Origin of the sequence: Streptomyces sp. NPDC050842 (assembly GCF_044456565.1) — a bacterium.
Classification (GTDB): domain Bacteria; phylum Actinomycetota; class Actinomycetes; order Streptomycetales; family Streptomycetaceae; genus Streptomyces.
On the sequence record NZ_JBITGA010000006.1, the window covers coordinates 50,831 to 76,568 of the forward strand.

19 protein-coding genes are annotated in these 25,738 nt (G+C 73.7%); 7 read left to right on the plus strand and 12 right to left on the minus strand.

Annotation, left to right across the window (positions count from 1 at the left end; translation table 11 throughout):
* Window positions 1-310: 310 nt before the first annotated feature.
* A complete protein-coding gene (locus ACIBG6_RS20900; RefSeq protein WP_399224085.1) occupies window positions 311-1,105 on the plus strand; it encodes a hypothetical protein in 795 nt (264 codons plus the stop codon).
* 7 nt (window positions 1,106-1,112) lie between these two features.
* Here ACIBG6_RS20900 and ACIBG6_RS20905 read toward each other — a convergent pair whose 3' ends face one another.
* Window positions 1,113-2,660, minus strand: a complete 1,548-nt coding sequence (locus tag ACIBG6_RS20905; protein ID WP_399224086.1) for a DUF6350 family protein — start codon at window positions 2,658-2,660, stop codon at window positions 1,113-1,115.
* Window positions 2,661-2,779: 119 nt separating this feature from the next.
* On the opposite strand from ACIBG6_RS20905, the gene ACIBG6_RS20910 reads away from it, so the two are divergent.
* Window positions 2,780-4,102, plus strand: a complete 1,323-nt coding sequence (locus tag ACIBG6_RS20910; protein ID WP_399224087.1) for a sigma factor-like helix-turn-helix DNA-binding protein — start codon at window positions 2,780-2,782, stop codon at window positions 4,100-4,102.
* A gap of 117 nt (window positions 4,103-4,219) precedes the next feature.
* Here the strand turns inward: ACIBG6_RS20910 and sucD are convergent, their stop codons facing one another.
* From sucD to ACIBG6_RS20940, 6 genes are all read right to left on the minus strand, one after another.
* Window positions 4,220-5,104: a succinate--CoA ligase subunit alpha gene (sucD, locus tag ACIBG6_RS20915; protein ID WP_056552175.1), complete on the minus strand. Its 885-nt coding sequence runs from the start codon at window positions 5,102-5,104 to the stop codon at window positions 4,220-4,222.
* 19 nt (window positions 5,105-5,123) lie between these two features.
* Complete coding sequence (sucC, locus tag ACIBG6_RS20920; RefSeq protein WP_399224088.1) at window positions 5,124-6,302, minus strand: ADP-forming succinate--CoA ligase subunit beta; 1,179 nt, start codon at window positions 6,300-6,302, stop codon at window positions 5,124-5,126.
* A 515-nt stretch (window positions 6,303-6,817) separates the two neighbouring features.
* Window positions 6,818-7,999 (minus strand): VWA domain-containing protein, encoded by a 1,182-nt coding sequence (locus tag ACIBG6_RS20925; protein ID WP_399224089.1) that lies wholly within the window; start codon window positions 7,997-7,999, stop codon window positions 6,818-6,820.
* On the minus strand, window positions 7,996-10,362 hold the full coding sequence (locus ACIBG6_RS20930) for a DUF5682 family protein (RefSeq protein ID WP_399224090.1): 2,367 nt from the start codon (window positions 10,360-10,362) through the stop codon (window positions 7,996-7,998). The genes ACIBG6_RS20925 and ACIBG6_RS20930 overlap by 4 nt, the downstream gene beginning before the upstream one ends.
* Window positions 10,359-11,540, minus strand: a complete 1,182-nt coding sequence (locus ACIBG6_RS20935) for an AAA family ATPase (protein WP_399224091.1) — start codon at window positions 11,538-11,540, stop codon at window positions 10,359-10,361. The genes ACIBG6_RS20930 and ACIBG6_RS20935 overlap by 4 nt, the downstream gene beginning before the upstream one ends.
* A 156-nt stretch (window positions 11,541-11,696) precedes the next feature.
* On the minus strand, window positions 11,697-12,110 hold the full coding sequence (locus ACIBG6_RS20940) for a hypothetical protein (protein ID WP_399224092.1): 414 nt from the start codon (window positions 12,108-12,110) through the stop codon (window positions 11,697-11,699).
* A gap of 128 nt (window positions 12,111-12,238) precedes the next feature.
* On the opposite strand from ACIBG6_RS20940, the gene ACIBG6_RS20945 reads away from it, so the two are divergent.
* Window positions 12,239-13,585: an SWIM zinc finger family protein gene (locus tag ACIBG6_RS20945; RefSeq protein WP_399224093.1), complete on the plus strand. Its 1,347-nt coding sequence runs from the start codon at window positions 12,239-12,241 to the stop codon at window positions 13,583-13,585.
* A 580-nt stretch (window positions 13,586-14,165) separates the two neighbouring features.
* Entirely contained in the window at window positions 14,166-15,704 is a 1,539-nt protein-coding gene (locus ACIBG6_RS20950) for a DUF5691 domain-containing protein (protein WP_399224514.1), read from the plus strand.
* An 88-nt stretch (window positions 15,705-15,792) separates the two neighbouring features.
* On the opposite strand, the gene ACIBG6_RS20955 is transcribed toward ACIBG6_RS20950, so the two are convergent.
* A complete protein-coding gene (locus tag ACIBG6_RS20955; protein WP_399224094.1) occupies window positions 15,793-16,200 on the minus strand; it encodes a cobalamin B12-binding domain-containing protein in 408 nt (135 codons plus the stop codon).
* 301 nt (window positions 16,201-16,501) lie between these two features.
* On the opposite strand from ACIBG6_RS20955, the gene ACIBG6_RS20960 reads away from it, so the two are divergent.
* Window positions 16,502-17,329: an esterase/lipase family protein gene (locus tag ACIBG6_RS20960; RefSeq protein WP_399224095.1), complete on the plus strand. Its 828-nt coding sequence runs from the start codon at window positions 16,502-16,504 to the stop codon at window positions 17,327-17,329.
* Between the two features lie 229 nt (window positions 17,330-17,558).
* The gene (locus ACIBG6_RS20965; protein WP_399224096.1) at window positions 17,559-19,169 is read left to right on the plus strand and encodes a peptidoglycan DD-metalloendopeptidase family protein; all 1,611 of its coding nucleotides are present in this window, start codon (window positions 17,559-17,561) and stop codon (window positions 19,167-19,169) included.
* A 63-nt stretch (window positions 19,170-19,232) separates the two neighbouring features.
* On the opposite strand, the gene pcrA is transcribed toward ACIBG6_RS20965, so the two are convergent.
* Window positions 19,233-21,677, minus strand: coding sequence for a DNA helicase PcrA (gene pcrA, locus ACIBG6_RS20970; RefSeq protein WP_399224097.1), 2,445 nt, complete (start codon window positions 21,675-21,677; stop codon window positions 19,233-19,235).
* A 79-nt stretch (window positions 21,678-21,756) separates the two neighbouring features.
* Complete coding sequence (locus tag ACIBG6_RS20975; protein ID WP_399224098.1) at window positions 21,757-22,110, minus strand: hypothetical protein; 354 nt, start codon at window positions 22,108-22,110, stop codon at window positions 21,757-21,759.
* Between the two features lie 345 nt (window positions 22,111-22,455).
* Here ACIBG6_RS20975 and ACIBG6_RS20980 point away from each other — a divergent pair, with 345 nt between their 5' ends.
* The gene (locus tag ACIBG6_RS20980) at window positions 22,456-23,595 is read left to right on the plus strand and encodes an NlpC/P60 family protein (protein WP_399224099.1); all 1,140 of its coding nucleotides are present in this window, start codon (window positions 22,456-22,458) and stop codon (window positions 23,593-23,595) included.
* Window positions 23,596-23,638: 43 nt separating this feature from the next.
* Here ACIBG6_RS20980 and ACIBG6_RS20985 read toward each other — a convergent pair whose 3' ends face one another.
* A complete protein-coding gene (locus ACIBG6_RS20985) occupies window positions 23,639-24,361 on the minus strand; it encodes a LuxR C-terminal-related transcriptional regulator (RefSeq protein WP_399224100.1) in 723 nt (240 codons plus the stop codon).
* Window positions 24,358-25,623, minus strand: a complete 1,266-nt coding sequence (locus ACIBG6_RS20990) for a PspC domain-containing protein (protein ID WP_399224101.1) — start codon at window positions 25,621-25,623, stop codon at window positions 24,358-24,360. Before ACIBG6_RS20990 ends, ACIBG6_RS20985 begins: the two co-directional genes overlap by 4 nt.
* Window positions 25,624-25,738 lie beyond the last annotated feature (115 nt).

A 25,738-nucleotide genomic window follows, 5' to 3' on the forward strand; every position in this document is an offset into this window, starting at 1 on the left:
CGATACGGGGAACCCTACGAATGGCTCGACCGTCAGCAACGATACCGGCACACCGGACGGCCCCCACGGGACGGGGGCGGAGCAGGGCGGTAGCGTCAGGGTCCGACGCCGGACGAGACACCGGACAGGACACCGGGCAGCACTCCGGACGAGACCGGACAAGACGCCGAGCGAGACGCCGGACACGGCGCCGGACACGGCACGCAGAAGACCACGCAGAAGTGCACGCAAGAAGTGCACGCAGAAGAGACAGCAGCGGAGACCGCGGGTGCGGCCGCGGTCGCGACGACAGAGGGAAGACGTCCAGCACATGCCGGAGCGCCAGTCCACGAACGACAACAACCCGTTCGCGCCGCCGCCCGAGGGCCGGCCGGATCAGCCGTGGCAGCCCCGGCGACCGGAGGGCTCGGACGACGACGCGTCCGGTTCCTCGGGGTCGCCGGACGCTCCGGGATCGGAACCGGGCGGGCCCACCGGGCCCACCGGGTCGTCCGGGGCGCCCGACGGGCGCTGGAGCCCGCGCCAGCCGGGCCGTTCGACGGACGGGTTCGGCCGGGGTCCCGACCGCCGGGGAGGCCCGGAGGGCGGACCGGGGCAGGGCGGGTCCGGCCGTGACAAGGGGATGCGCTGGGATCCGACGGACCCGGCGCAGCGGCGGGCGCGCTACGCGATCCTCGCGGGCATGTGGGCCTTCTTCTTCGCCATCTTCGAGATCCCGGAGCTGGCGCTGCTGCTCGGCGCCCTCGGGCTCTACTGGGCCATCAGCTCCCTGCGCGCGAAGTCGAAGGACGCGGCGGCGGCCGACGCGTCGCCGACGTCACCGTCGGAACCGTCCGCCTCTCAGCCCTCGGACGCGCCCGCCCCCGCTCCCGCTCCGACTCCGACTCCGGCGGCCACGCCGGTCCGCTCCCTGCGGACGGCCGCGATCAGCGGTCTGGTGGCATCGACCGTGGCCCTGATGATCGTCGCGGTCGGCTTCACCATGCAGCTCGTCTACGCGGACTTCTACGAGTGCCGTGACGACGCCCTGACCCACGCGGGCGAGCTCGCCTGCAACGACCTCCTGCCGAAGCCGCTGCGCGCGGGCTTCGGCGTGCGGGAGTAACCCCCGCTCAGCCCTTGAGGTCCGGCGGCGGGGAGGACTCCCACGCCGCCGGGAGGTAGTCGTAGGGCTCGTAGCCCGGGTCGTCGTCCAGGTCGAGGCCCAGAGCCGGGACCGGGGCGGCGGCCTTCGTCGTAGCTGCCGGGGTGCCGGGATCGGTCCCGGTGGTTTGCGACGCCTGGCCGCCGGGAGAGGCGGTGGCACCGGCAGCGGCAGCGGTCGTGGCAGCCGTCGTGGGGTCCGGAGCGGCGTCCGGCTGCGCCTCCAGGTCGAAGGGGTCCCCGAACCCCGCTCCCGGGGACGCGGTCACCTGCGCCGTCGCGGGTGCGGTCACGGGTGCCGGGACGGGCAGCGGCAGCGGCTTGGGCCGGAGCGCCCGGAGGCCCCATGCCCGTACGCCCAAGGCCACCGGCACCCCGACGCACGCGCCCCACAGCACCGTCGCCGCGCCGGCCTGCCACCACACCGGGCCGAAGGCGGACAGCCGCCCGGAGCCGAGCGGGCCGCCCGCGGCGGCCGCGAGGACGGCCACGGCCGCCCCGCACGCCCAGGCCGCGGCCAGCGCCGTCAGGGCCACGTCCCGGGCCGGCCAGCCCCGCGCCGTACGGCCCACACGCCACCCCTGCACCAGGGTCGCGGCCAGCGGGACCGCGACCGCCGCCCAGTGCGTCCACGTACCGCGCCCCTCGGCGGGCAGTGCGGCCAGCAGCGGGAACGACGGCACGGCCGGGTCGCCGGCGAGACCCAGCGGGGTCGCGAGCGCGCCCGTACCCAGGGTGAAGCCGGGGCCGAGCCCGTACGCCGCGCCCCACACGGCCGCGTTCGGCAGCAGCGCCAGGACGAGGAGCACGACCGCCGCCTGCCCCGACCACTCCCCCGCGAGGCCCTCGAACGCCGCCTGCGCCTCGCCCGCGTGCCAGGCCAGCGAGACCGCGGCGAGCACCGCGCCGCCGCCGCACAGCGTCACGATCCCGAGGCCCGCCGCGCGCACGGCGGCCGCCGCCTGCCGCTGTCCGGGCAGCGGGCGGCCGAGCGCCGTCCAGACGCCGGTCCCCGCCGCGCCGAAGACGACGGCGGGCAGCCAGAAGCCGGCGCTGATCAGCTCGGCGGGCAGCGGGCCGCTCTCGCTGTAGACCACCACGACCGCCGCGACCAGCAGGTATCCCCCGGCGACCGCGGCCACCGCACCGCTCGGAGAAGGGCGCGGCCGGTCGCTGTCGCCGCCGGGGTCGAGGGTGTCGCGGGCGGCCCGGTGGACGAGCCAGACGGGCAGGACGGCGAGGAGCATCGGCACGACGCCGAGGGGCGCGGGCAGCCCGGACAGCGTGTCCGTACGGATCAGGTCCACGCCGTGGGCGAGGAGCCAGAGCCCGGCGGCGAGGTGCAGGGCGCCGCCGGGGCCGCTGTCGGGGTGCGGGGAGCTGATCCAGGCCGCGGTCACCAGGACGGCGAGGGCGCCGAGACCGAGCCCGGCGGCGACTCCGCCGCGGACGCAGGCGGTGGCCAGGGCGGCGGAACGGCCGCCCTGGACCAGGGGGTGCTCGGTCAGATGGGTCACGGGGCCATGCTGCCAACGACACGCGCTTAAGCCGCGTAACAGGCAAACCTCCGCTGTGTCGCTCAAGATACGTTTATGTACTTTTCCGCCCATAGCAGCTCTGCGGGAGGTCGACGCCGATGAGCCGGAGCACCACGGATTCCGCATCCTCCGCGACCCTGCCGACACCGAAGGAGCGGCGCAGGTTGCGTGAGGCCCTCGCCCTGAGCGAGGAGCAGGTCGCCGAGGCCATGGGCGTCACGAAGGCCACCGTCAAGGCCTGGGAGACCGGGCGCTCGGCGCCCCGGGGCCGCAAGCGCGAGGCGTACGCGAAACTGCTCGGCGCGGCGGAGGTCGCCGAGGCCGCCCGCGCATCGGAGCACACCCCGCCCGCGCCCGCACCGATGTCCGCGGCCACGTCCGCGGTCACACCAATGGCCCTGCCCCCCTCCTCGGCCTCCGCCTCCGCCTCGGTCCGGCCCATGGCAGCCGTGAAGCGGGCCGCCAAGCCGCCCAAGGCCCCCTCGCCGGTCCCGGCCATCGCGCCCGGCGCCGCACGCAAGGGCGCCTCGAAGCCGCCGGAACGCCTGAAACCGGCGGGAGCGGAGGCTGCCTGGGAGCCCGCCCCCGAGCCCGTACCCGCGCAGCCACCCGTCGAGCCGGGCCTCACGCCCGCGGAGGCCTTCGACGCGCTGTACGCGCACGCCGCGCCCGGGCTCGTCCACCAGACCTATCTGCTCACGGGGCGCCGCCGGCTCTCCCGCGAGTCCGTCGAGTACGCCTTCCACCACGCCTGGGAGCACTGGCCCGAGGTCGCCGTCGACGCGGACCCGGTGGGCTGGGTGCGGGCGGCGGCGTACGAGTACGCCCTCTCCCCCTGGCACCGGCTGCGGCGCGCCCACAAGCACCCCGACGCGCCGCCGACCGAGGCGAGCCGGCGGGCGCTGCTCGCCGCGCTGCTCGAACTGCCACCGCCGTACCGCCGTACCGTCCTCCTCTACGACGGGCTCGGCCTCGACCTGCCGGACACGGCCGCCGAGACGGAGGCGAGCACCCCCGCCGCCGCCAACCGGCTGCTGCACGCCCGGACGGTCATCGGGCAGCGGATCCCCGAGCTCGCCGAGCCGGAGACCCTGCACCGGCGGCTGCACGAGCTGGTCTCCGAGGCGCCGACGGCGACCCTCCCGGCGGCGCGCGCGGTCCGGACGGGCAGCGAGCGGCGGACCCGCAAGTGGACGCGGACGGTGCTCGGGGTGACGGCGGCCCTGATCTGCGTGACGGCCTTCACGGCGGCGACCGCTCCGACGCGCTACCTGCCCGTGGAGGTCCCCGGCGAGACCGTCAACGGGGTGCCGGTGCGCGGCGGCCCGCAGAAGCTCGGCCCTGAGGACGTCGAACTCCGCGACAAGCTCCGCAGCGAGCCGAACCCCGGCCCGGAGCGGCTGATCCCGTCGGCGGAGTAGGCAGGCGCACGAAAGCAGGCGGTACGCGAGTGGGCCCCGCCCCCGCCCGGTTTCCCGGGAGGGGCGGGGCCCACTCGCGTACTGCTACTGCTACTGCTGGTGCTCCTGCGGCTGGTGTCAGCCCGCGAGGATGGCGCGCGCCAGCTTGGCCGTCTCGGTCGGCGTCTTGCCGACCTTGACGCCCGCGGCCTCAAGGGCCTCCTTCTTCGCCTGGGCGGTGCCGGAGGAGCCGGAGACGATGGCGCCGGCGTGGCCCATGGTCTTGCCCTCGGGCGCGGTGAAGCCCGCGACGTAGCCGACGACCGGCTTGGTGACGTTGGCCTTGATGAAGTCGGCCGCACGCTCCTCGGCGTCGCCGCCGATCTCACCGATCATGACGATCAGGTCGGTGTCGGGGTCCGCCTCGAACGCCGCGAGGGCGTCGATGTGCGTGGTGCCGATGACCGGGTCGCCACCGATGCCGACGGCGGACGAGAAGCCGATGTCACGGAGCTCGTACATCATCTGGTACGTCAGCGTGCCGGACTTCGAGACGAGGCCGATGCGGCCCGGCTTCGTGATGTCGCCCGGGATGATGCCGGCGTTCGACTGGCCCGGGGTGATGAGACCGGGGCAGTTCGGGCCGATGATGCGGGTCTTGTTGCCCTTCGACTGCGCGTACGCCCAGAAGGCGGCGGAGTCGTGGACGGCGATGCCCTCGGTGATGACGACGGCCAGCGGGATCTCGGCGTCGATCGCCTCGACCACGGCGGCCTTCGCGAAGGCCGGCGGGACGAAGAGGACGGAGACGTTGGCGCCGGTCTCCTTCATCGCCTCGGCGACGGAGCCGAAGACCGGGACCTCGGTGCCGTCGAAGTCGACGGTCGTGCCGGCCTTGCGCGGGTTCACGCCACCGACGATGTTGGTGCCGTCACCCAGCATGAGCTTGGTGTGCTTCATGCCCGTGGCACCGGTCATGCCCTGGACGATGACCTTGCTGTCCTTGGTCAGGAAGATAGCCATGGTGTTCTGACCTCGTCCCTTACTTCGCAGCCGCGAGCTCGGCGGCCTTGTCGGCCGCGCCGTCCATGGTGTCCACGCGCTGCACGAGCGGGTGGTTCGCGTCCGACAGGATCTTGCGACCCAGCTCCGCGTTGTTGCCGTCGAGGCGCACGACGAGCGGCTTGGTGACCTCTTCGCCCTTGGAGGCGAGGAGCTCCAGGGCCTGGACGATGCCGTTGGCGACCTCGTCACAGGCGGTGATGCCACCGAAGACGTTGACGAACACGGACTTGACGTCCGGGTCGCCCAGGATGATCTCCAGGCCGTTCGCCATGACCTCGGCGGAGGCGCCGCCACCGATGTCGAGGAAGTTGGCCGGCTTCACGCCGCCGTGGTTCTCACCGGCGTACGCGACGACGTCCAGGGTCGACATGACCAGACCGGCACCGTTACCGATGATGCCGACCTCGCCCTCGAGCTTGACGTAGTTGAGGCCCTTGGCCTTGGCGGCAGCCTCGAGCGGGTTGGCTGCGGCCTTGTCCTCGAGCGCCTCGTGGCCGGGCTGACGGAAGTCGGCGTTCTCGTCGAGAGACACCTTGCCGTCCAGGGCCAGAATGCGGCCGTCCTTGGTCTTCACCAGCGGGTTGACCTCGACGAGGAGCGCGTCCTCGGCGACGAAGGTGTCCCACAGGGTCACCATGGCCTCGGCGACACCCTCGGCCACGTCGGCCGGGAACTTCGCCTGGGCCACGATCTCGCGGGCCTTGACGATGTCCACGCCCTCGACGGCGTTGACCGGGACCTTCGCGAGGGCCTCGGGGGTCTTCTCCGCGACCTCCTCGATGTCCATGCCGCCCTGCACCGAGGCCATGGCCAGGAAGGTGCGGTTGGTGCGGTCGAGGAGGTACGAGACGTAGTACTCCGCCTCGATCTCCGGGGACAGCTCGGCGATCATCACCTTGTGGACCGTGTGGCCCTTGATGTCCATCCCGAGGATGTCCGTCGCGCGGGCGACGGCCTCGTCCGGGTCGCCGGCCAGCTTGACGCCGCCGGCCTTGCCGCGGCCACCGACCTTCACCTGGGCCTTGACGACGGACTTGCCGCCGAGGCGCTCGGTCGCGGCGCGCGCGGCCTCAGGCGTGTCGATGACTTCACCGGCCAGCACCGGTACTCCGTGCTTGGCGAAGAGATCCCTCGCCTGGTACTCGAACAGGTCCACGCGCGTCCGTCCCTTTTCTGATGATCGCGGTTCGTTGTCTGCGTGGGCGTGCCGCGAAGGGCAACGTGACTGCGCTGTCACAAGGGAGGCGTACACGGTGACCGTGGACGCGGCATGTCCGTCTCGCAGGTTATCCCCGAGGGACGTAGGTCCCTAAATCGCAGGTCACAACGGAGCGGTGATACGGGTCACAGAATGTAGGGGGGCAGGGGCGGTCCGTAGGGGTTGCGGAGCGGAGGCATGTGCCCCTCGCGGCAGGCGGGGACTGGGCTCCGGGCCCCTCACGGCGCGCCGGAGCGTGAAGTGAGGGGGTCTCGGAGCCTGGTGTGATATGAGCCTCAGTCACCCCCGGAGCACCCGTGCGAGTGGTCCCGGGGCTGCGGATTCCGCACCTGCCGGACGGCTCGGCGGCACTGCGTCCGGACGACTCTGCGGCGCTCGTCCGGACAGCTGGGCGGCGCTGCGTCCGGACAGCTCGGCGGAGCTCCGTCCGGACAGCTCGGCCGCGCTCCGGCTCAGGCGGTCGGTATCGGCAGCGGGCGCTTCTCCAGCGCGGCGGCCATGATCTCCGGGAACAGGTCGGGGGTGCAGGCGAAGGCCGGGACGCCGAGCGCGGCGAGCCCCGCCGCGTGGTCGCGGTCGTACGCGGGGGCGCCCTCGTCGGAGAGGGCCAGCAGCGCCACGAACTGGACGCCCGAGGCCTTCATCGCCGCGACCCGCTTCAGCATCTCGTCGCGGATGCCCCCCTCGTACAGATCGCTGATGAAGACGACGACCGTGTCGGCGGGGCGGCCGATCCTCGCCTGGCAGTAGGCGAGGGCGCGGTTGATGTCGGTGCCGCCGCCGAGCCGGGTGCCGAAGAGGACGTCGACGGGGTCGTCGAGCCGGTCGGTCAGGTCGACGACGGCCGTGTCGAAGACGACGAGCCGGGTGGCGATCGACCGCATGGAGGCCAGCACCGCTCCGAAGACCGAGGCGTAGACGACGGAGGCGGCCATCGAGCCGGACTGGTCGATGCAGAGCACCACCTCCTTCCGCACCGCCTGGGACGCGCGCCCGTGGCCGATCAGCCGGTCCGGGACGACGGTGCGGTACTCGGGCAGGTAGTTCTTGAGGTTGGCGCGGATCGTGCGGTCCCAGTCGATGTCCCGGTGCCGGGGGCGGCTGATCCGGGCCGAGCGGTCGAGGGCGCCGGTGAGCGTGGCGCGGGTGCGGGTGGCGAGGCGCTTCTCCAGGTCGTCGACGACTTTCCGCACGACGGCCCGCGCGGTCTCCCTGGTGGTCTCCGGCATGGCCTTGTTCAGGGAGAGCAGGGTGCCGACGAGATGCACGTCGGCCTCGACGGCCTCCAGCATCTCCGGCTCCAGGAGGAGCGTGGAGAGGCCGAGGCGGTCGATCGCGTCGCGCTGCATGACCTGGACGACGGAGCTGGGGAAGTACGTCCGGATGTCGCCGAGCCAGCGGGCGACGGAGGGCGCGGAGGCGCCGAGGCCGCCCGAGCGGTCCCCGCCCTTGCCGTCGGCCCGGGCCTCGCGGCCGTAGAGCTCGGCGAGGGCGCGGTCCATGGCGGCGTCGGTGCCGGTGAGCGTGCGGCCGGTGCCCTCGGCGTCCCCGCCGCCGAGGACCAGCCGCCAGCGGCGCAGCCGCTCGTCGTCCGCCGTGCCGTCGGTGCCGCCGCTCATGGCGTGGCCTCTCATGTCGTGGCCTCCGTACCGAGGATGAGGTGGAGGAGGGGCAGGACGCCGTCCGCCCGTTCCCGGTCGAGGTCGGCGGCGAAGCCGGGTACGCCGCCGGGCGTCGCGCGGCCCGGCCCGTCGGGGCGCGGGCCGCGCGCGACGAGCTCGCCGAGGGTGCGGCGGACGCCCGGCTCGTATCCGGAGAAGGTGCGGCGCAGCAGCGGCAGGACGTCGGTGAAGGCCGTCTCCGGTACGGAGGTGAGCCAGGTGTCGATCAGGCCGAGCAGCCGCTCGTCGTGGACGAGGAGCAGCCCGCCGCCGGAGGCCCCGCCGGCGAAGCCCTCGATCCAGGCGGCGGCGTCCTGCGGCGGGGCGCCGGGCGAGAGGGCGCGGCTCATGAGCGGGGCGGCCTCGTCCTCGGCGATCCGTCCCTCGTCGAGGAGGAGCCGGGCGGCCCGGCCGCGCAGGATGCCGGGCACGCGGTCGCGTCCGGCCAGCCGGTGCAGGACGCCCGCCCAGCGGTCGGCGGGACGTGCGGTGTCCGGCAGCAGGCCGAGTGCCTGGTGGACGTCGTCGATCCGGTCGCGCATGGCGGTGGCCGCGTCGGCGTCGAGTCCGGCGCAGGCGGGCGGCAGGCCGACGCAGATCCGCTCGGCGAGCCCGGCGGCGACCTCGGCGAGAGCGGCCGTGTCGGTGCCCCGGACGTCGCCGTAGCGCAGGGAGCGGGCCAGGGCCGGGAGGGCCTGGGCGAGGTGGGTGACGTCGGTGTCGAGCGCGGCCCGGTCGGCGAGGGCCCGCATCACGACGGGCAGGGCGTCGGCGAGGCCGGCGAGGAGGCACTGCTCGGCGAGGGCGGTGATGTCGGCGAGGGCGGTCGCGGCCAGGGCCCGGGACTCCGCCTTGGCGGTGGCGGCGGCCTCGACGGTGGTGCCCCAGACTCCGGCCTCGGCCACCTGGACGTGCAGCTCGGGCTCCCAGCCCAGCCGCCAGGTCTCGCGGAAGGTGCCGGTGCCGGCCCGTCCGGCGGCCGGGGTGCCCCAGCCGACGCCGAGCAGCCGCAGCCGGTGCAGGAGTCGGCTGCGGGCGCCGTCCGTGTCCTTGCGGAGGTCGAGGTCGAGCTCGCGCTCCTGCGCCTCCGGCTTGAGCCGCAGGGAGCGCTGGAGGCGGCTCAGGTCGCGCTGGAGGGGTACGGCGGGGGCGCCGGCCGGGACCTCGCCGAGGACGTCGCCGACGACGAGGCGGTCGCGGACGAGGTCGAGCGGCACGTCGGAGCCCTCGCACAGGACGGCGCGGACGGCGTCCGTCGTCTCGTCGAGGCCGGGGGCGGGCCGGCCGCGCAGGGCGGCGAGGGTGTCGGCGAGGCGGACGGCCTCGATGACGTGGGCGGTGGAGACGAGGTGGTCCTCCGCCCTGAGGAGCCCGGCGACCTTGGTCATCCAGCGCTCGACGGGCCGGTCGGGGGCGGTGAAGAGGTGGCCGTACCAGCCGGGCGCCTCGATGCCCGCGCCGTAGCCGGAGCGCCGGGCGAGCCTGCGGTGGGTCCAGGGGACCCAGGTGAGCTCGGTCTTCACCTTGGGCAGGCCCTTGAGGAGGGCGCGGTCGGCGGCGACGGTGGTCTTCCGGGTGAGGGCCGGGACGTGCCAGGCGCCGCAGACGACGGCGACCTGGTCGCCGAAGTCCTTGCGGGCGGCGCGCAGCTGGAGCCGCATGTACGCCTCGCGGACCAGGTCGCGGGGGTGGCCCCCGTGTCCGTACGCCTCGCGCAGGGCGCCCATGGCCTCGGCGAGGGCCTCGAACGGGGCGAGGGGGTCGTCCTCGCCGCGCAGTTCGACGACGTCCTCCCACCACTGCTCGGCGTCGTCGTGCCCGGCGGTCCTGGCGAGCTCGGCGAGGGGGTCGATACGGAGCCCGCCGCCGTCGGCCGGGGCGCCGCCGGCCTCCCCGCCGCCGTCGGCCCCTTCTCCGTCGGACCAGGTGGGGTCTGCGGTGGCGAGGGTGTGGGCGGCGGGCAGGTCGACGAACCGGACGGCGGCGCCCCGGTCGAGGGCCCAGCGGATCGCGACCCACTCGGGCGAGAACTCGGCCATCGGCCAGAACGCGGCCCGCCCGGGGTCGTCCACGGCGTGGGCGAGCAGGGCGACGGGGGGCCGCATGGACTCGTCCCCGGCGAGGGCGACGAGGGCATCGGCCTCGGCGGGTCCTTCGACGAGCACGACGGCGGGCTTCTCCGCGTCCAGCGCGGCCCGCACGGCGCGGGCCGAGCCGGGCCCGTGGTGCCGGACCCCGAGCAGCAGGGGCCGGCCGCGCCTCCCGCCGCCCCCGGCCTGGACCCCGCTCCGGCCGGGGACGGGGGCCGGTGCCGGTGCCGTGGCGGCGGGTGTCATGCGCTCACCTCGCGGCAGGCGCGGTAGAAGTCCTTCCAGCCGTCTCTCTCCCTGACCACCGTCTCCAGGTACTCCTGCCAGACGACCCGGTCGGCCGCCGGGTCGCGGACGACCGCGCCGAGGATGCCGGCGGCGATGTCCCCGGGGCGCAGGACGCCGTCGCCGAAGTGGGCGGCGAGCGCGAGGCCGCCCGTGACGACGGAGATGGCCTCGGCCGTGGAGAGCGTCCCCGAGGGGGACTTGACCTTCGTCCGCCCGTCGGTGGTGACTCCGTCCCGCAGCTCGCGGAAGACGGTGACGACGCGGCGGATCTCGGCCGCCCCGGCCGGCACGTCCGGCAGTGCGAGGGAGCGTCCGATCTGCTCGACGCGCCGGGCGACGATGTCGACCTCGGCCTCGGGTGTCGCGGGCAGCGGCAGCACGACGGTGTTGAAGCGGCGGCGCAGCGCGCTGGACAGTTCGTTGACGCCCCGGTCGCGGTCGTTGGCCGTGGCGATGAGGTTGAAGCCGGGGACGGCCTGCACCTCCTCGCCGAGCTCCGGGACCGGCAGGGTCTTCTCGGACAGGATCGTGATGAGGCTGTCCTGCACGTCGGCGGGGATGCGGGTGAGCTCCTCGACCCGGGCGGTCATGCCCCGAGCCATCGCCCGCATCACGGGGCTCGGCACGAGTGCGTCGCGGCTGGGGCCGTGGGCGAGGAGCCGCGCGTAGTTCCAGCCGTACCGGACGGCTTCCTCGGGCGTGCCCGCGGTGCCCTGGACGAGGAGTGTGGAGTCGCCGCTGACGGCGGCGGCCAGATGCTCGGAGACCCAGGTCTTGGCGGTGCCGGGCACGCCGAGCAGCAGGAGCGCCCGGTCGGTGGCCAGCGTGGTGACGGCGACCTCGACGATGCGGCGCGGTCCGACGTACTTGGGCGTGATCACCGTCCCGTCGGGGAGCGTGCCGCCGAGGAGATAGGTGGCGACGGCCCAGGGCGAGAGGCGCCAGCGGGCGGGCCGCGGCCGGTCGTCGGCGGCGGCGAGTGCGGTGAGTTCGTCGGCGAAGGCGTGCTCGGCGTGCGGCCTCAGGGCCTCGGTGGTGGCCTGGGCGGTGGCGTCGGTGGTGGCCTCGGGCAGGCCCGGTCCGGTGTCCGTCTCGACACCGGAACCGGGCTGCGCGACAGTTTCGGACACGGTCATGGATCCCCCTCCAGATCGCTCGACCTGTTGTGCGATCCACCGTGCACCATCCCACTGACAATCGGCGGTCACCGCTGGTCAGGGGCCCTGCCGGGAGGGCGTGGTGAGGGAGGGTCAGTCCGCGATCTGGGAGCGTCGGCCCACGATCGGGGAGGGTCAGCCCACGACCGGGGAGACGGCGACGCAGCCGCCCGCCATCGCCTGCTCGCCCTTGGACTCCTTGATGACCTTGCCCTGGTAGATGACCTTGCAGGTGAGGCTCGCGGGGTCGAGCGAGACCGGCATGACGGCCGGCGGCATGATGCCGTGCAGCTTCACGGTCTTCTTCCACGGCGTGGTCGGCTTCTTCTCCGACTCGACCTTCGGCGCCATGGCGCTGCCGTCACCGGCGTGGAACTCGATGGTCTCGACGCTCTTGCCGCCGACCTCGTACGTGACCTCGTAGGACTCGGTGACGGTCTTGTCGACCTGGTCGACGGCCTTCTCCGCGGCCTCCGAGCAGGCCCCGAGGCCGAGGGCGAGCCCGGCGGCGGCGAGGGCCGAGACGGCGGTACGGACGGTGCGCTTCATGAGGGGGTCCCCCTGGACGGGTGGTGCTGATCTTGGGTCACGCGCAGAGAACCTTAAAGAAAGAGTAAAGTCAAATCCCTCTCGGGAGGCCAGGGGCGTTGTCAGTGGCGGCGTCTACGGTCGGTGACATGAATGCCATGGGGGTGCGCTGGACGGCTGATCAGGTGCTGGCACTGGCTCCTGACGAGGCCTCACTCAGAGCGGGGAGCGAGCTGGGCACGGCCGGGCCGTGGTCGGGCACGGGCCGCGGCGAGGGAGCCGTCTGGGGTGTGTGCGGGGGCAGCGGCGGCCGGACGTACGAGACGGTCGTCGACCTCACGGGGCCCGCGTACACCTGCGGTTGCCCCAGTCGGAAGTTCCCGTGCAAGCACGCGCTGGGACTGCTGCTGCTCCAGGCGTCCGACGGTGCGGCGGTGGCGGACGGCGCCCCGCCGGAGTGGGCGGCACCGTGGCTCGCGAAGCGCCGGGGCGGCGCCGGGAGCCCGGCCCGGCCGGCCGGGACCGGCGCCTCCAAGGCCCCGGCGGATCCCGAGGCCGCGCGCCGCAGGGCCGAGCGCAGGGCGGCCCGGATCACCGCGGGCGCGCAGGAGTTGGAGCAGCGGCTCGCCGACCTGCTGCGCGGCGGCCTGGCCACGGCCGAGCAGACCGGGTACGGCCTGTGGGAGGAGACCGCGGCCCGCATGGTCGACGCCCAGGCTCCGGGGCTCGCGGGCCGGGTCAGGGAGCTGGGCGCGATACCGGGTTCGGGTCCCGGCTGGCCCGTGCGCCTCCTGGAGGAGTGCGCGCTGACCCACCTCCTCGACCGGGCCTGGCTCGCCGCCGACCGGCTGCCGGCCGACTTCGCCACGACCGTGCGGACGCGGGTCGGCCTCACCGCCCCGGCCGACGGCGTCCCGGTGCGCGACCACTGGCTCGTCCTCGCGCAGTACGACACGGCCGACGCCCGGCTGACCACCCGGCGCGTCTGGCTGCACGGCGCCACGACCGGACGGACGGCGTTCCTCCTCTCCTTCGGCGCGGCCGGCCGGGCCCCCGGCCTCGCGCTGCCCGTGGGCGCGCTCCTCGACGGCGAGCTGACCCCGCACGCGGGCACCGGCCGGCTGCGCGCGGAGCCCGGCGAGCAATTCGTCCCGGTCGACGCGCCCGCCTCCCCGCCGCCGGGCGGTCCGGTGGGCGAGGCCCTCGACGCGTACGGACGCGCGCTGCGCGAGGACCCGTGGCTGGACTCCTGGCCCGTGACCCTGCGCCAGGTCGTCCCGGCACGAGCGGAGTACGGCTGGCAGCTCGCCGACGCGGACGGCCGCGAGGCCCTGCCGCTGACGCCCGCCGCGCAGAACCGGCCAGGACTCTGGCGCCTCGTCGCCCTCTCCGGCGGCGCTCCCGTCACCGTCTTCGGCGAGTGCGGCCACCGGGGATTCAGCCCGCTCGCCGCCTGGTCGCCGGAGGCACCCGCCGAGACGGTCCCCCTGATATGACGGCCCGCCACCTCCCCCGACCGCACGGAGGACCCCGATGACCACGCGCGCGACCACGCCCACCTCCTACGCCGCAGGCTCCGACGGTGCCGGTGACGGGGACGCCGACGACAGCTCCCGCGTCTGGGAGGAGCTCGTCACCTCCGCCCTCCTCGGCACGGACCGACGCCCGCCGCCGGTCCTCGCGGGGGCGACGGGCGCGGGCGTGACGGGCCCGGGTGCCACAGGCCCGGGTACGACAGGCCATGGCGGGACGGGGCCGGGCGTGATGGGCCCGGATGTCACGGGTCCAGGCGTCACGGGCCCGGGCGGCACGGGCCCGGGCGGCACGGGCCCGGGCGGCACGGGCCCGGGCGTCACAGGGCCGAGCGTCACAGGGCCGAGCGTCACAGGGCCGAGCGTCACGGGCCCGGGTGCCACGGGCCCGAGCGTCACAGGGCCGGGCGTCACGGGGCCGGGCGTGACAGGCCCGGGCGTCACAGGGCCGAGCGTCACGGGCCCGGGCATCACGGGCCCGAGCGTCACGGGCCCGAGCGTCACGGGCCCGAGCGTCACGGGGCCGGGCGTGACAGGCCCGGGCATGACGGGCTCGGGTCTGACCCGTGCCGATCTGCCGGGGGCGCTGCTCGACGCCGCCGCGCTGCACACCGTACGGCGTAGGGCGGGGCTGCGCCCCGGTCCCGCCGTGCCACCGCCCGACCCCGCGCCGGACGATCCGCGCCGGACGCTGCCCGAGGCGGCCCGGCGGCGGCTCGACCAGCTCCTCGCCGGGCGGGCCGCGCCGTCGCGCGCCGCCGGGCGGCGCGGGGCCGCCCCCGACCTCACCGAACTGCTGCCCCAGTGGCTGACCCTCGCCAACGAGCGCGGGTACAAGGCCCCGCCCGCCGCTCTGCCCGCCCTGCTCGACGCGGCCAGGGCCCGCACCGACCTGCGGCCCCAGGCCCTCCGGCTCGCCGGACCGCGCGGCCTGTGGCTGGCCGGCCTCAACCCCGAGTGGCGGTTCGCGCTGCGGGGTACGGGCGCGGCCGGCCGGCTCCCTTCCGCCGGGGACACCGAGGGCGTCAGGGCCCTGTGGGACGAGGGCCTGTTCGCCGAGCGGGTCGCGCTGCTGGCCGCCGTACGGACCGGGGACCCGGCGGCCGGTCTCGCGCTCCTGGCGTCCACCTGGGCCGCCGAGCGGGCGGAGGACCGGCTGATGTTCCTGGACTCGCTGCGGACCGGACTCTCCGACGCGGACGAGGAGTTCCTGGAGGCGGCCCTCGCCGACCGCAGTCGCAACGTCCGCGCCACCGCCGCCGAGCTGCTCTCCGCCCTGCCCGCCTCGGCGTTCGCGGGCCGGATGGCCGGCAGGGCCGCCACCTGCGTCGGCCTCGACCGGACGGCTGAGTCCCCCACGATCTCGGTCGAGGCCCCGCACGAGTGCGACGCGGCGATGCAGCGCGACGGTGTCGTGCCGAACCCGCCGGCGGGACGGGGCGAGCGTTCCTGGTGGCTGGGCCAGCTCGTCGAGGCCGCCCCGCTCGCCTGCTGGCCCGTCCGGTTCGGCGGACGGACCCCGGAGGAGATCGTGGCGCTGCCGGTCGCCGACGACTGGCAGGGCGAGCTGCACGCCGCCTGGTGCCGGGCGGCCGTACGGCAGCGGGACGCGTCCTGGTCGCGCGCGCTGCTCGGCTCCCCCGCGATCCCGCCCGCGACGGGCCCCGGGACCTCCTCGCTCGCCGAGCGCGCGCAGCTCCTGGCGACGCTCCCGGCGGACGAACGGGCGCGCTGGGTCGCCGCCTTCGTCGCCGCCCACGGCCTGTCGGAGGCGTTCCAGCTGCTCGGCGTGTGCGCCGTGCCCTGGGCCGAGCCGCTGGGCGCCGCCGTGATCGACGCCCTCGACATCGCCCGGGACGCGGGCAGTTACCCATGGAGTTTCAGCGGGGTGATGGGCCTCGCGGAGCGCTGTCTCGCGCCGGAGGCGGCGCGGCATCTGGACTCCCTGACGGCCCTGCCCGACGACGAGGAGGACACCGCGCCCGGCGCGGGCGGCTACTGGTCCGAGGCGTTCCAGCGGCTGGTCTCCACGCTCCGGCTTCGCGCGGCGATGCGCGCCGAGCTCACCCATGCCCCTGCCTGAAGGGGCGGCACCACGGCGAAGGGCCCTCCCCGAAGGGAGGGCCCTGGCACGAGCGAGGCGCGCGCGGACGTCGGACCGGTCAGACCGGTCAGACCGCCACGCGGACGTTCGCGTTCACCCAGTCGACGATGGACGCGGTCGTCGCGCCCGGCGTGAAGATCTCCGCCACGCCCTTCTCCTTCAGCGGTGCGATGTCCGCGTCCGGGATGATGCCGCCGCCGAAGACCTTGATGTCCTCCGCGTCACGGTCCTTGAGCAGCTCCAGGACCTTCACGAAGAGCGTGTTGTGCGCGCCCGAGAGGATGGAGAGACCGATCGCGTCGGCGTCCTCCTGGATCGCGGTGTCGACGATCTGCTCGGGCGTCTGGTGGAGACCGGTGTAGATGACCTCCATACCGGCATCGCGCAGCGCCCGCGCGATCACCTTGGCCCCGCGATCGTGGCCGTCGAGACCCGGCTTGGCGACCACCACGCGGATCGGACCGGTCACACCCATCACTGCCTCCACATGCGACCCCCGCGCTTGATTGCCGGGGAGGTGAACGAACGTTATCGCCAGCATCCCGCAAGCGGCCGTTTCACGGTGGCGAGCGAGGGGGAAATCACACGTGGGACATGTTCGCTCTGCGCCGTTCCCCGCTTCGGGCCCTCCTCCTGGGCCCACCAGCCGCAAGCGGGGCCCGGCGCAAGGGAGCCGCGACGAGGTCGCCGTACCTCCGTGCCGCCGTCCGTGCGGCGCGGGGGTGCGGCGTACCTCCGTATCGTCCGGCCCCCGCGTGCCGCTCGGGAGGTCGGCGATGGAGCTCTCCAAGGTCACCGCCCTGATGAAGGCCACCGCCTTGGAGTTCGCGATCCTCACCGGGCATCTCGTCCTCTACCCCTCCGGGATCGTGGCCGAGCGCCTCTCCCCCACCACTCGCACGAGCGATCCCGCCGCCGGTCCCGACACTGATCCGCACGCGACGATCACTCCGGGTATGCGCCCGGTCGTCCTGTTGCACGGCTTCGTCGACAACCGCTCGGTCTTCGTCCTGCTGCGCCGCGCCCTCACCCGGCACGGCCGTGACTGCGTCGAGTCGCTCAACTACTCGCCGCTCACGTGCGACCTGCGGAGCGCCGCCGAGCTGCTCGGGCGGCGGGTGGACGAGATCCGCGCCCGCACGGGACACGCCGAGGTCGACATCGTCGGACACAGCCTGGGCGGGCTCATCGCCCGCTATTACGTCCAGCACCTGGGCGGTGACACCCGGGTGCGCACCCTGGTCATGCTCGGTACGCCGCACTCCGGCACGACCGTGGCGCCGCTCGCCGACGCGCATCCGCTGGTGCGGCAGATGCGCCCCGATTCAGCGGTCCTGCGGGAGCTGGCAGGCCCGGCGCCCGGTTGCCGTACCCGGTTCGTCAGTTTCTGGAGCGATCTCGACCAGGTGATGGTGCCGGTCGAGACCGCGCGCCTCGACCATCCCGACCTCCTCGTGCACAACGTCCGCGTCAGCGGCATCGGCCATCTCGCGCTGCCCGTCCATCCGACGGTGGCCGCCGGGGTGCTCGACGCCCTGGACGCCGGCGGACCGGTGGCTCGGGGCGCTCACGGAGGGGAACCGGGCGCCGCCTCCGTCGCCTGACGTCGTCCCGCCACACCCCGTTCTTCGAACGTTCCTCGAACACAAGGCCAAAGCTCTCTCCACGAGCTGGCGAAACACGGCCGATTGCCCGTTTCCTGCGGGGCCAAACCCCTCCGAAGATTGTCGGTTGCGCATACCGCCGGGTACAGTCGCGCCACTGCTTCCCCCGGGGCACCCCTCATCGGGACCGCCCCGGAATGGTCCTGCTGCCGAGGCGAGAGAGACGTTGGTGAACGACCAGCACCCCCACGCCGGGTACGTCGGAGACGACGCCCACACCACAGGCAGCTTCGCCGTCGACCCGCTGTTCGGCGCCTACCCCGAGGGTCAGGCCGACCACAGCGGCCAGTGGGACTTCGGCCAGTACGGGATGACCGGTCAGTACGACACCACGGGTCAGCAGCCGCAGTACGACACGACGGGCCAGTGGGACACCACGGGCCAGTGGCAGGCCACCGACCAGTACGGATACGGAAGCGCCGCCACGCACACGCAGTACGACACAGCCGGCCAGTACGACACGTCCGGCCAGTACGACACGACGGGTCAGCAGCAGTACGACACCACCGGGCAGTGGGACGCCTCCGCCTGGACCGACGCCCAGCAGACCGGCCAGTACGAGACCGTCCACGCCGCGTACGCCGCCCAGGGCACTGGGGGCACCTCCCATGCCGAAGGCTATGGGGGAGGGTACGAGGCCTACGACGCCACTGGCCAGTGGGCGGCCCCCGCCTTCGCGACCGAGACCGGCGCCTACGACGCCACCGCCTGGAACCAGGCGGCCCCCGAGGCCGAGCTGCTCGTCCCCCAGCAGTACACCCCGCAGGCGGAGCACACCGCCGAGTTCGCGTTCGACCTCGCCCATGAGCAGCAGGAAGCGCCGGCCGAGTACACCTACGCCGACGACCTCGTGGACGCCGGCGAGGACACCGGCCACGAGGACAGCGTCCACGAAGCCGTCCACGACGCCGCCGAGGACTTCGCCTACGACGAGCCCGTCGCCGAGACCGCCGCCGAACCCGCCGCCGAGCTCCGTACGGAGACCCCGCTCGCGGGCCGCCCCGTGCGCCGCGGCTCGGGCAGCAGCCGCGGCCGCCGCCGTACGCCCGCCAAACGGTCCGCCCTGCTGACCGTCGCCGTCCCCTCCGCCTGTGTCATGGGCGTCGCCGGCATCGCCGCCGCCTCCGTCAGCGGGCTCACCAACCCCACCACCGACGGCGGCAAGAAGGACAACACCGCCCTCGCCGCGGCCGACCCCGGCTCCGTCAAGCAGGTCGCCGCCAACAGCGCGCTCGACACCCAGCTCGCCGCGCTCAGCGAGGACGCCCGCGACTTCGGCGACCGCGCGAGCCGCACCCAGGAGCGCATCGACCTCAAGGCCCGCCAGGCGGCCGAGAAGAAGAAGCGCGAGGAGGAAGCGGCCCGCAAGGAGGCGCTCCGCCCCAAGTACATGCTGCCGGTGGAGCTCCACCGGCTCAGCGCGCGCTTCGGCCAGTCCGGCGTCAACTGGATGTCCGTACACACCGGCATCGACTTCCCCGTCCAGACCGGCACGCCCGTGATGGCCGCCACGGACGGCACCGTCCGCACCCAGCTGAACAGCGCCTACGGCAACATGGTGATCGTGACCGCCCCCGACGGCACGGAGACCTGGTACTGCCACCTCAGCAGCGCCAAGATCCGCTACGGCCAGGTCAAGGCCGGCGACGTCATCGCGTACTCCGGCGACACCGGCAACTCCACCGGCCCGCACCTCCACTTCGAGGTCCGGCCGGGCGGCGGTTACGCCATCGACCCGCTGGCCTGGCTGCGCAGCCACGGGCTCGACCCGACCAGCTGACCTTCACTCCGCGTGTGCGAGAGGGCCCCGGCCGAAGCCGGGGCCCTCTCGCATGCGCACGCGCTACAGCTTCTCGACCGGCGCGTACCGCAGGAGCAGCCGCTTCGGCTTCTCGTCGCCGAAGTCGATCGTCGCCTGGGCGTCCGCGCCGACCCCCGTCACCGCCGTCACCGTGCCCAGACCGAACTGGTCGTGCGTGACGCGGTCACCGATCTGGAGGGAGATCACCGGCTTCTCGCCGGCGCGCCGGGTGGCGAAGCCCGAGGGGCCGGAGCGCGCACGGGACGCGGAGAGCGAGGAGGTGATGCCCGAGGTCGGCCCGGCGGGCTTCGCCATCGGACCGGTCCGCTTCCACTCCAGGTACGCGGGCGGGATCTCCTCCAGGAAGCGCGACGCCGGGTTGTACGAGGGCTGGCCCCAGGCGCTGCGCATCGACGAGCGCGTGAGGTAGAGCCGCTCGCGGGCGCGCGTGATGCCGACGTACGCGAGGCGCCGCTCCTCCTCCAGCTCCTTCGCCTGCCCGAGGGCGCGCATGTGCGGGAAGACGCCGTCCTCCATGCCGGTGAGGAACACCACCGGGAACTCGAGGCCCTTGGCGGTGTGCAGCGTCATCAGCGTGATGACGCCCCTGCCCTCCTCGTCCTCGTCCGGGATCTGGTCGGAGTCGGCGACGAGGGCGACCTTCTCCAGGAACTCGGCGAGGGTCGCGGGCTCCTCGCCGCGCTCCTGCTCGAACTCGAGGGCGACGGCGGCGAGTTCCTGGAGGTTCTCGATCCGGGTCTCGTCCTGCGGGTCGGTCGAGGCCTGGAGCTCGGCCAGGTAGCCCGTGCGCTCCAGGACGGCCTCCAGGACGACGGCGGGGCCGGCGCCCGACTCGACGACGGTCCGCAGCTCGTCCATCAGCGCGTTGAAGCGCTTCACGGCGTTCGCCGAGCGGGCGGCCATGCCGTACGCCTCGTCGACCCGCTTGAGGGCCTGCGGGAAGGTGATCTTCTCCCGCAGGGAGAGGGCGTCGATCATCGCCTCGGCACGCTCGCCGATGCCCCGCTTCGGCACGTTGAGGATGCGGCGCATCGGGACGTTGTCCTCGGGGTTGGCGAGGACGCGGAGGTACGCGAGGACGTCCCGGACCTCCTTGCGCTCGTAGAAGCGCACGCCGCCGACGACCTTGTAGGGCAGTCCGACGCGGATGAAGATCTCTTCGAAGACACGGGACTGGGCGTTGGTCCGGTAGAAGACGGCGACGTCGCCTGCCTTGGCCTCGCCGGTGTCCGTGAGCCGGTCGATCTCGTCGGCGACGAACTGCGCCTCGTCGTGCTCGGTGTCGGCGACGTAGCCGGTGATCTGCGCGCCCGCGCCCGCGTTCGTCCAGAGGTTCTTGGGGCGGCGGGACTCGTTGCGCTCGATGACCGCGTTCGCCGCGGAGAGGATCGTCTGCGTGGAGCGGTAGTTCTGCTCCAGGAGGATCGTCGTCGCGTCCGGGTAGTCCTCCTCGAACTGGAGGATGTTGCGGATGGTCGCGCCGCGGAAGGCGTAGATCGACTGGTCGGCGTCGCCGACGACGCAGAGCTCGGCCGGGCCGAGGTCCTCGTAGCCCGTGCCGACGAGCTCCCGTACGAGGGTGTACTGGGCGTGGTTGGTGTCCTGGTACTCGTCGACGAGGACGTGGCGGAAGCGGCGGCGGTAGTGCTCGGCGACGTCGGGGAACGCCTGGAGCAGGTGGACCGTCGTCATGATGATGTCGTCGAAGTCCAGGGCGTTGGCCTCGCGCAGCCGCGCCTGGTACATCCGGTACGCCTCGGCGAGCGTCTTCTCGAAGCCGTCGACGGCCTGGTCGGCGAAGGACTCCTCGTCGATCAGCTCGTTCTTGAGGTTCGAGATCTTGGCGCTGAAGGACTTCGGCGGGAACTTCTTCGGGTCGAGGTCCAGGTCGCGGCAGACCAGCGACATCAGCCGCTTGGAGTCGGCGGCGTCGTAGATCGAGAAGGAGGACGTGAAGCCGAGGCGCTTCGACTCGCGGCGCAGGATGCGCACGCACGCGCTGTGGAAGGTCATGACCCACATGGCGTTGGCGCGCGGGCCGACGAGCTGCTCGACGCGCTCCTTCATCTCGCCGGCGGCCTTGTTGGTGAAGGTGATCGCCAGTATCTGGCCGGGGTGGACGTGCCGCGTGCCCAGGAGGTGGGCGATGCGGTGGGTCAGCACCCGGGTCTTGCCGGAGCCGGCTCCGGCGACGATGAGCAGCGGGGTGTCGGTGTGGACGACGGCGGCGCGCTGCTCCGAGTTCAGCCCGTCCAGGAGCGCGGCCGGGTCCACGACGGGGCGCGCCGCGCCGTCGCGGTAGTACGCGTCCCGGGGTGGGGGCGCGTCGAAGTGCTCCCCGAAGAGGTCGTGCGGGACCTGCTCGGGGACCGGGGCGCCGTGCTCGTCGTCCTCGGGCGGGGGCGCGGCCTCCCCCGTGGAGTTCTGGAGGCCGGCCAGGAAGCTGTCGTCAAAGAGGCTGCTCATCGCCTCACGAGTCTAGGACGCCCCACCGACATCCGGGGCCGCCTTCGGGACGGCCTTCGTCACGCTCCCGGGAAACGGGTCACACCCAGAGGGTCGCGATGAAGATGTTCGCCGTGGTGAGGGCGCCGACCGCGGCGAAGAGGCCCTTGTCGACCTTCTCCTCGTCGCGCTTGACGTAGACGATTCCGAGGATCACGACGAGCACGGCCAGCTTGATGCCGATCTTGATGTTGTTCACGGTCTGGTCGTCGGCCTGGTTGAGGCCGACGAGGGCGACGCCCGTGATCAGCATGACCAGCGCACCGTGCAGCATCGCCGGGGTGAATCGGGCCGTACCGGCGCCCATCGCCTTCATCTGGGTGAGGAATCCGCCCAGGAGGGAGGCGATACCGATGATGTGCAGGGCGACGAAGACATTGATGAGTACGTCCATGGGCGGAGCCTAACCAGGGCCCTAGCACCGCTCTCCGGCCGGGTCCACCGCCTCCGGTGCTTCGGTCGGTCGTCTGCCGCAATGTCTCCCGGCCCGTCGCCCCGGACGAAAGAGATCGATCCATGTCCATCACCTGACGCCAATAGCGATCAAGTCACTGCCGGGGCGTGACCCCGAGGTTTAGCGTCCTCCAGCAGGTGGCCGGCTCCCACCACCGCCGGTCACCCGGCGGCTGCCGGTCATCCCCGCCAGGAAAACCCGGCGGCGGTCCGTCTCCCCTGTGCGGCCCGCCGTCGGCCCGGCGGGCACCGTTCCCCCGCAGGGAAGAGGATGTGACCCGCCCTCGTGGCAGCGCACCGAAAACCCAGGCAGTCCCCGCTCGGTGGTCCGGCGGTCCGCACGGCCGCCACCCTCGCCCTCGCCTCCGCGGCGACCGCGACGCTCTTCGAGGGGTCCGGGCACGCGGACCCCCGCCTCACCACCGCCCAGGTCAAGGCGAAGGTCGACCGGCTCTACCACGAGGCCGAGGTCGCGACGGAGAAGTACAACGGGGCGAAGGAACGGGCCGACGCGTCCCGCGCGGCGTTCGACCGGCTGCGCGACGAGGCCGCCCGCAGGGCCGAGCGGCTCAACACCGCCCGGGACGGGCTCGGGGCCATGGCCACCGCGCAGTACCGCTCCGGCGGCCTCGACCCCGCCGTGCGGCTCGCCCTCACGTCCGACCCCGACGAGTACCTGGAGCGGGCCGCGCTCGCGGAGAAGGCCGCGGACCGGCAGGCGACGGCCGTCACCGCCGTGCGGCGCGAGCTCGGCGCGCTCCGACAGCTCCGCGACGAGTCCGCGGGACGGCTGACCGCACTGCGCGGCCACGAGGAGGAGCTGCGGCGGCAGAAGGCCGTCGTCCTCGGCAAGCTGGAGGCGGCCCGGACCCTGCTCGCCCGGCTGACCGCGGAGGAGCGCGCCCGGTACGACGCCGCCGTCGCGGCCCGGGACAGCGCCCGCGCCCCGGAGGGCAGCGGCAGCGGCGGTACGCGTACGGACGGCGGTACGGCCACGGGCGCCGCGGCCGACGCCTCGGCGGCGGCGCGCGCCGATCGCTCCTCGGTCGGCGAGCGCGGCCCCGTGACCACCCCGAACACCCGGGCCGCCGAGGCGATCTCCTTCGCCCGCGCGCAGCTCGGCAAGCCGTACGTGTGGGGGGCGACGGGTCCGTCCGCGTACGACTGCTCCGGGCTGACCCAGGCGGCCTGGCGCGCGGCCGGCGTCTCCCTGCCGCGCACCACGTACACCCAGATCAACGCCGGACAGCGCGTCTCCCGCTCCCAGCTCGCCCCCGGTGACCTGGTCTTCTTCTACTCGGGGATCAGCCATGTCGGGCTCTACATCGGCGGCGGCCAGATGATCCACGCCCCCCGCCCCGGCGCCCCGGTGCGGGTAGCCCCGATCGACGAGATGCCCTTCGCCGGAGCGACCCGCGTGGGATGACCCGGCTGGGGTGACCGGGTGGAGCGGCCCGGCTGGGGGTCGCTCAGACCAGGCGGCGGGCGGTGGCCCAGCGGGTCAGCTCGTGGCGGTTGGAGAGCTGGAGCTTCCGCAGCACCGCCGAGACGTGCGACTCGACCGTCTTCACCGAGATGTAGAGCTGCTTGGCGATCTCCTTGTACGCGTAGCCGCGGGCGATCAGCCGCAGCACCTCGCGCTCCCGCTGCGTAAGCCGGTCCAGGTCCTCGTCCACGGGCGGGGCGTCCGTCGACGCGAAGGCGTCGAGGACGAACCCGGCCAGGCGGGGCGAGAAGACGGCGTCGCCCTCCTGGACACGGAAGATCGAGTCGACCAGGTCGGTACCGGTGATCGTCTTCGTGACGTAGCCGCGCGCACCGCCCCGGATCACCCCGATCACGTCCTCGGCCGCGTCCGAGACGGACAGCGCCAGGAAACGGACCGGGTCCTCGGAGGCCACCATCAGGCTCGCGCAGCGGCGCAGCACCTCGACGCCGCCACCGCCCGGCAGGTGCACGTCGAGAAGGACGACCTCGGGCCGGGTCGCGGTGATGACCGTGACCGCCTGGTCGACGTCGGCGGCCTCGCCCACCACCTCGACTCCGGTGACCTCGGTCCGGCCGATCTCCGCCTGCACGCCCGTACGGAACATGCGGTGGTCGTCGACGAGCACGACCCGCACCCGGCGTTCCGTACCCGGCGCCGTCGCCGCCGCCTCGGCCCCGGTCGCTGCCCCGGTCTCGTCGCTCATCCGTCCGCCCTCTCCATCTCAAGCTCCACTTCGGTGCCCCCGCCCGGCACGGACCGCAAGCGGGCCGAACCGCCGTTGCGCTGCATACGGCCGATGATCGATTCTCGTACGCCCATCCGATCCTCGGGTACCGCGTCCAGGTCGAAGCCCGGACCGCGGTCCCGCACCGAGACGAAGACCATGCGGCCCTCCACCTCGGCGAAAACCTGCACCGCCCCGCCCTCGCCACCGTACTTGGCGGCGTTCACCATCGCCTCGCGCGCGGCCTGCATCTGTGCGGTCAGTTTCTCGTCGAGGGGGCAGTCGCCGACGACGACCACCTCCAGCGGGACTCCGTGCTTGTCCTCGACCTCCGCCGCGGCCTTCTTCACCGCTTCCGCGAGGGTTGTGGGCTCCTCCTCGTCCCGGCCGGTGCCCTCGGGCTTGTAGAGCCAGTTCCGCAGCTCCCGCTCCTGCGCGCGGGCGAGCCGGCGCACCTCCCCCGCGTCGTCGGCGTTGCGCTGGATCAGTGTGAGGGTGTGGAGCACCGAGTCGTGGACGTGGGCCGCGACCTCGGCGCGCTCCTGCGCACGGATGCGCATGGTCCGCTCCTCGGTGAGGTCCTGCGACATCCGGACCAGCCAGGGGCCCGCGAGCAGGGCTATCCCGGTGAGGACCGCGACGGCGGCGGTGAAGGCCGTCCCGAGCTGGGCGACGGAGCCGCGGACCACCACGAAGACCGCGAGGCCGGTGCCCACGAGGGCGACGCCGACGAGTCCGCGCGCGAGCTGGAGGGTCCGTCTGTGCCGGCCGGCCTCGGTCCAGCTGGCCCGGCGGGCGTTGTCCGCCTGGCGCCAGACGAGGACGACGCCGACGCAGATGAGGAGGATGGGCCAGACGTACCGTCCGTACTCGTTGTCGATGCTGAGGTTCCCGACGAGGATCGCGCCGCCTATCGCGAGCGCGATCAGGGCGAAGACCTGTCCGCGGTCGGGCTTGCGCAGCCGCCGGCGACCGTCCGGGGTGATCTCGAAGACGGGTCGGGGAGCGGCCCGGCCACCGACACCGAGCGGGACGACGATCCAGAAGACCGCGTAGAGCAGGCCTCCGAGCCCGTCGGTGAAGAAGAGGACCGTGAACAGCGCGCGCACCCAGACGACCGGGAGTCCGAGGTGGCCCGCGAGGCCGCGTGCGACACCGCCGAGCCACCGCCCGTCGGCGCTCCGGTAGAGCCTGCGCACGGGTGGTTCGTCGGTCTCGGTGACACGAGCGGCTGCGGACATGCACCGATCGTCACACGTTCGGCCCGCCCCGGACATCAGGGTCCGCCCTGAGATCGCCCCTGGTAACGCCTCAGGGGCGAGGCCCCTCCGAATATCAGGGTCGGGCCAGGGTCGG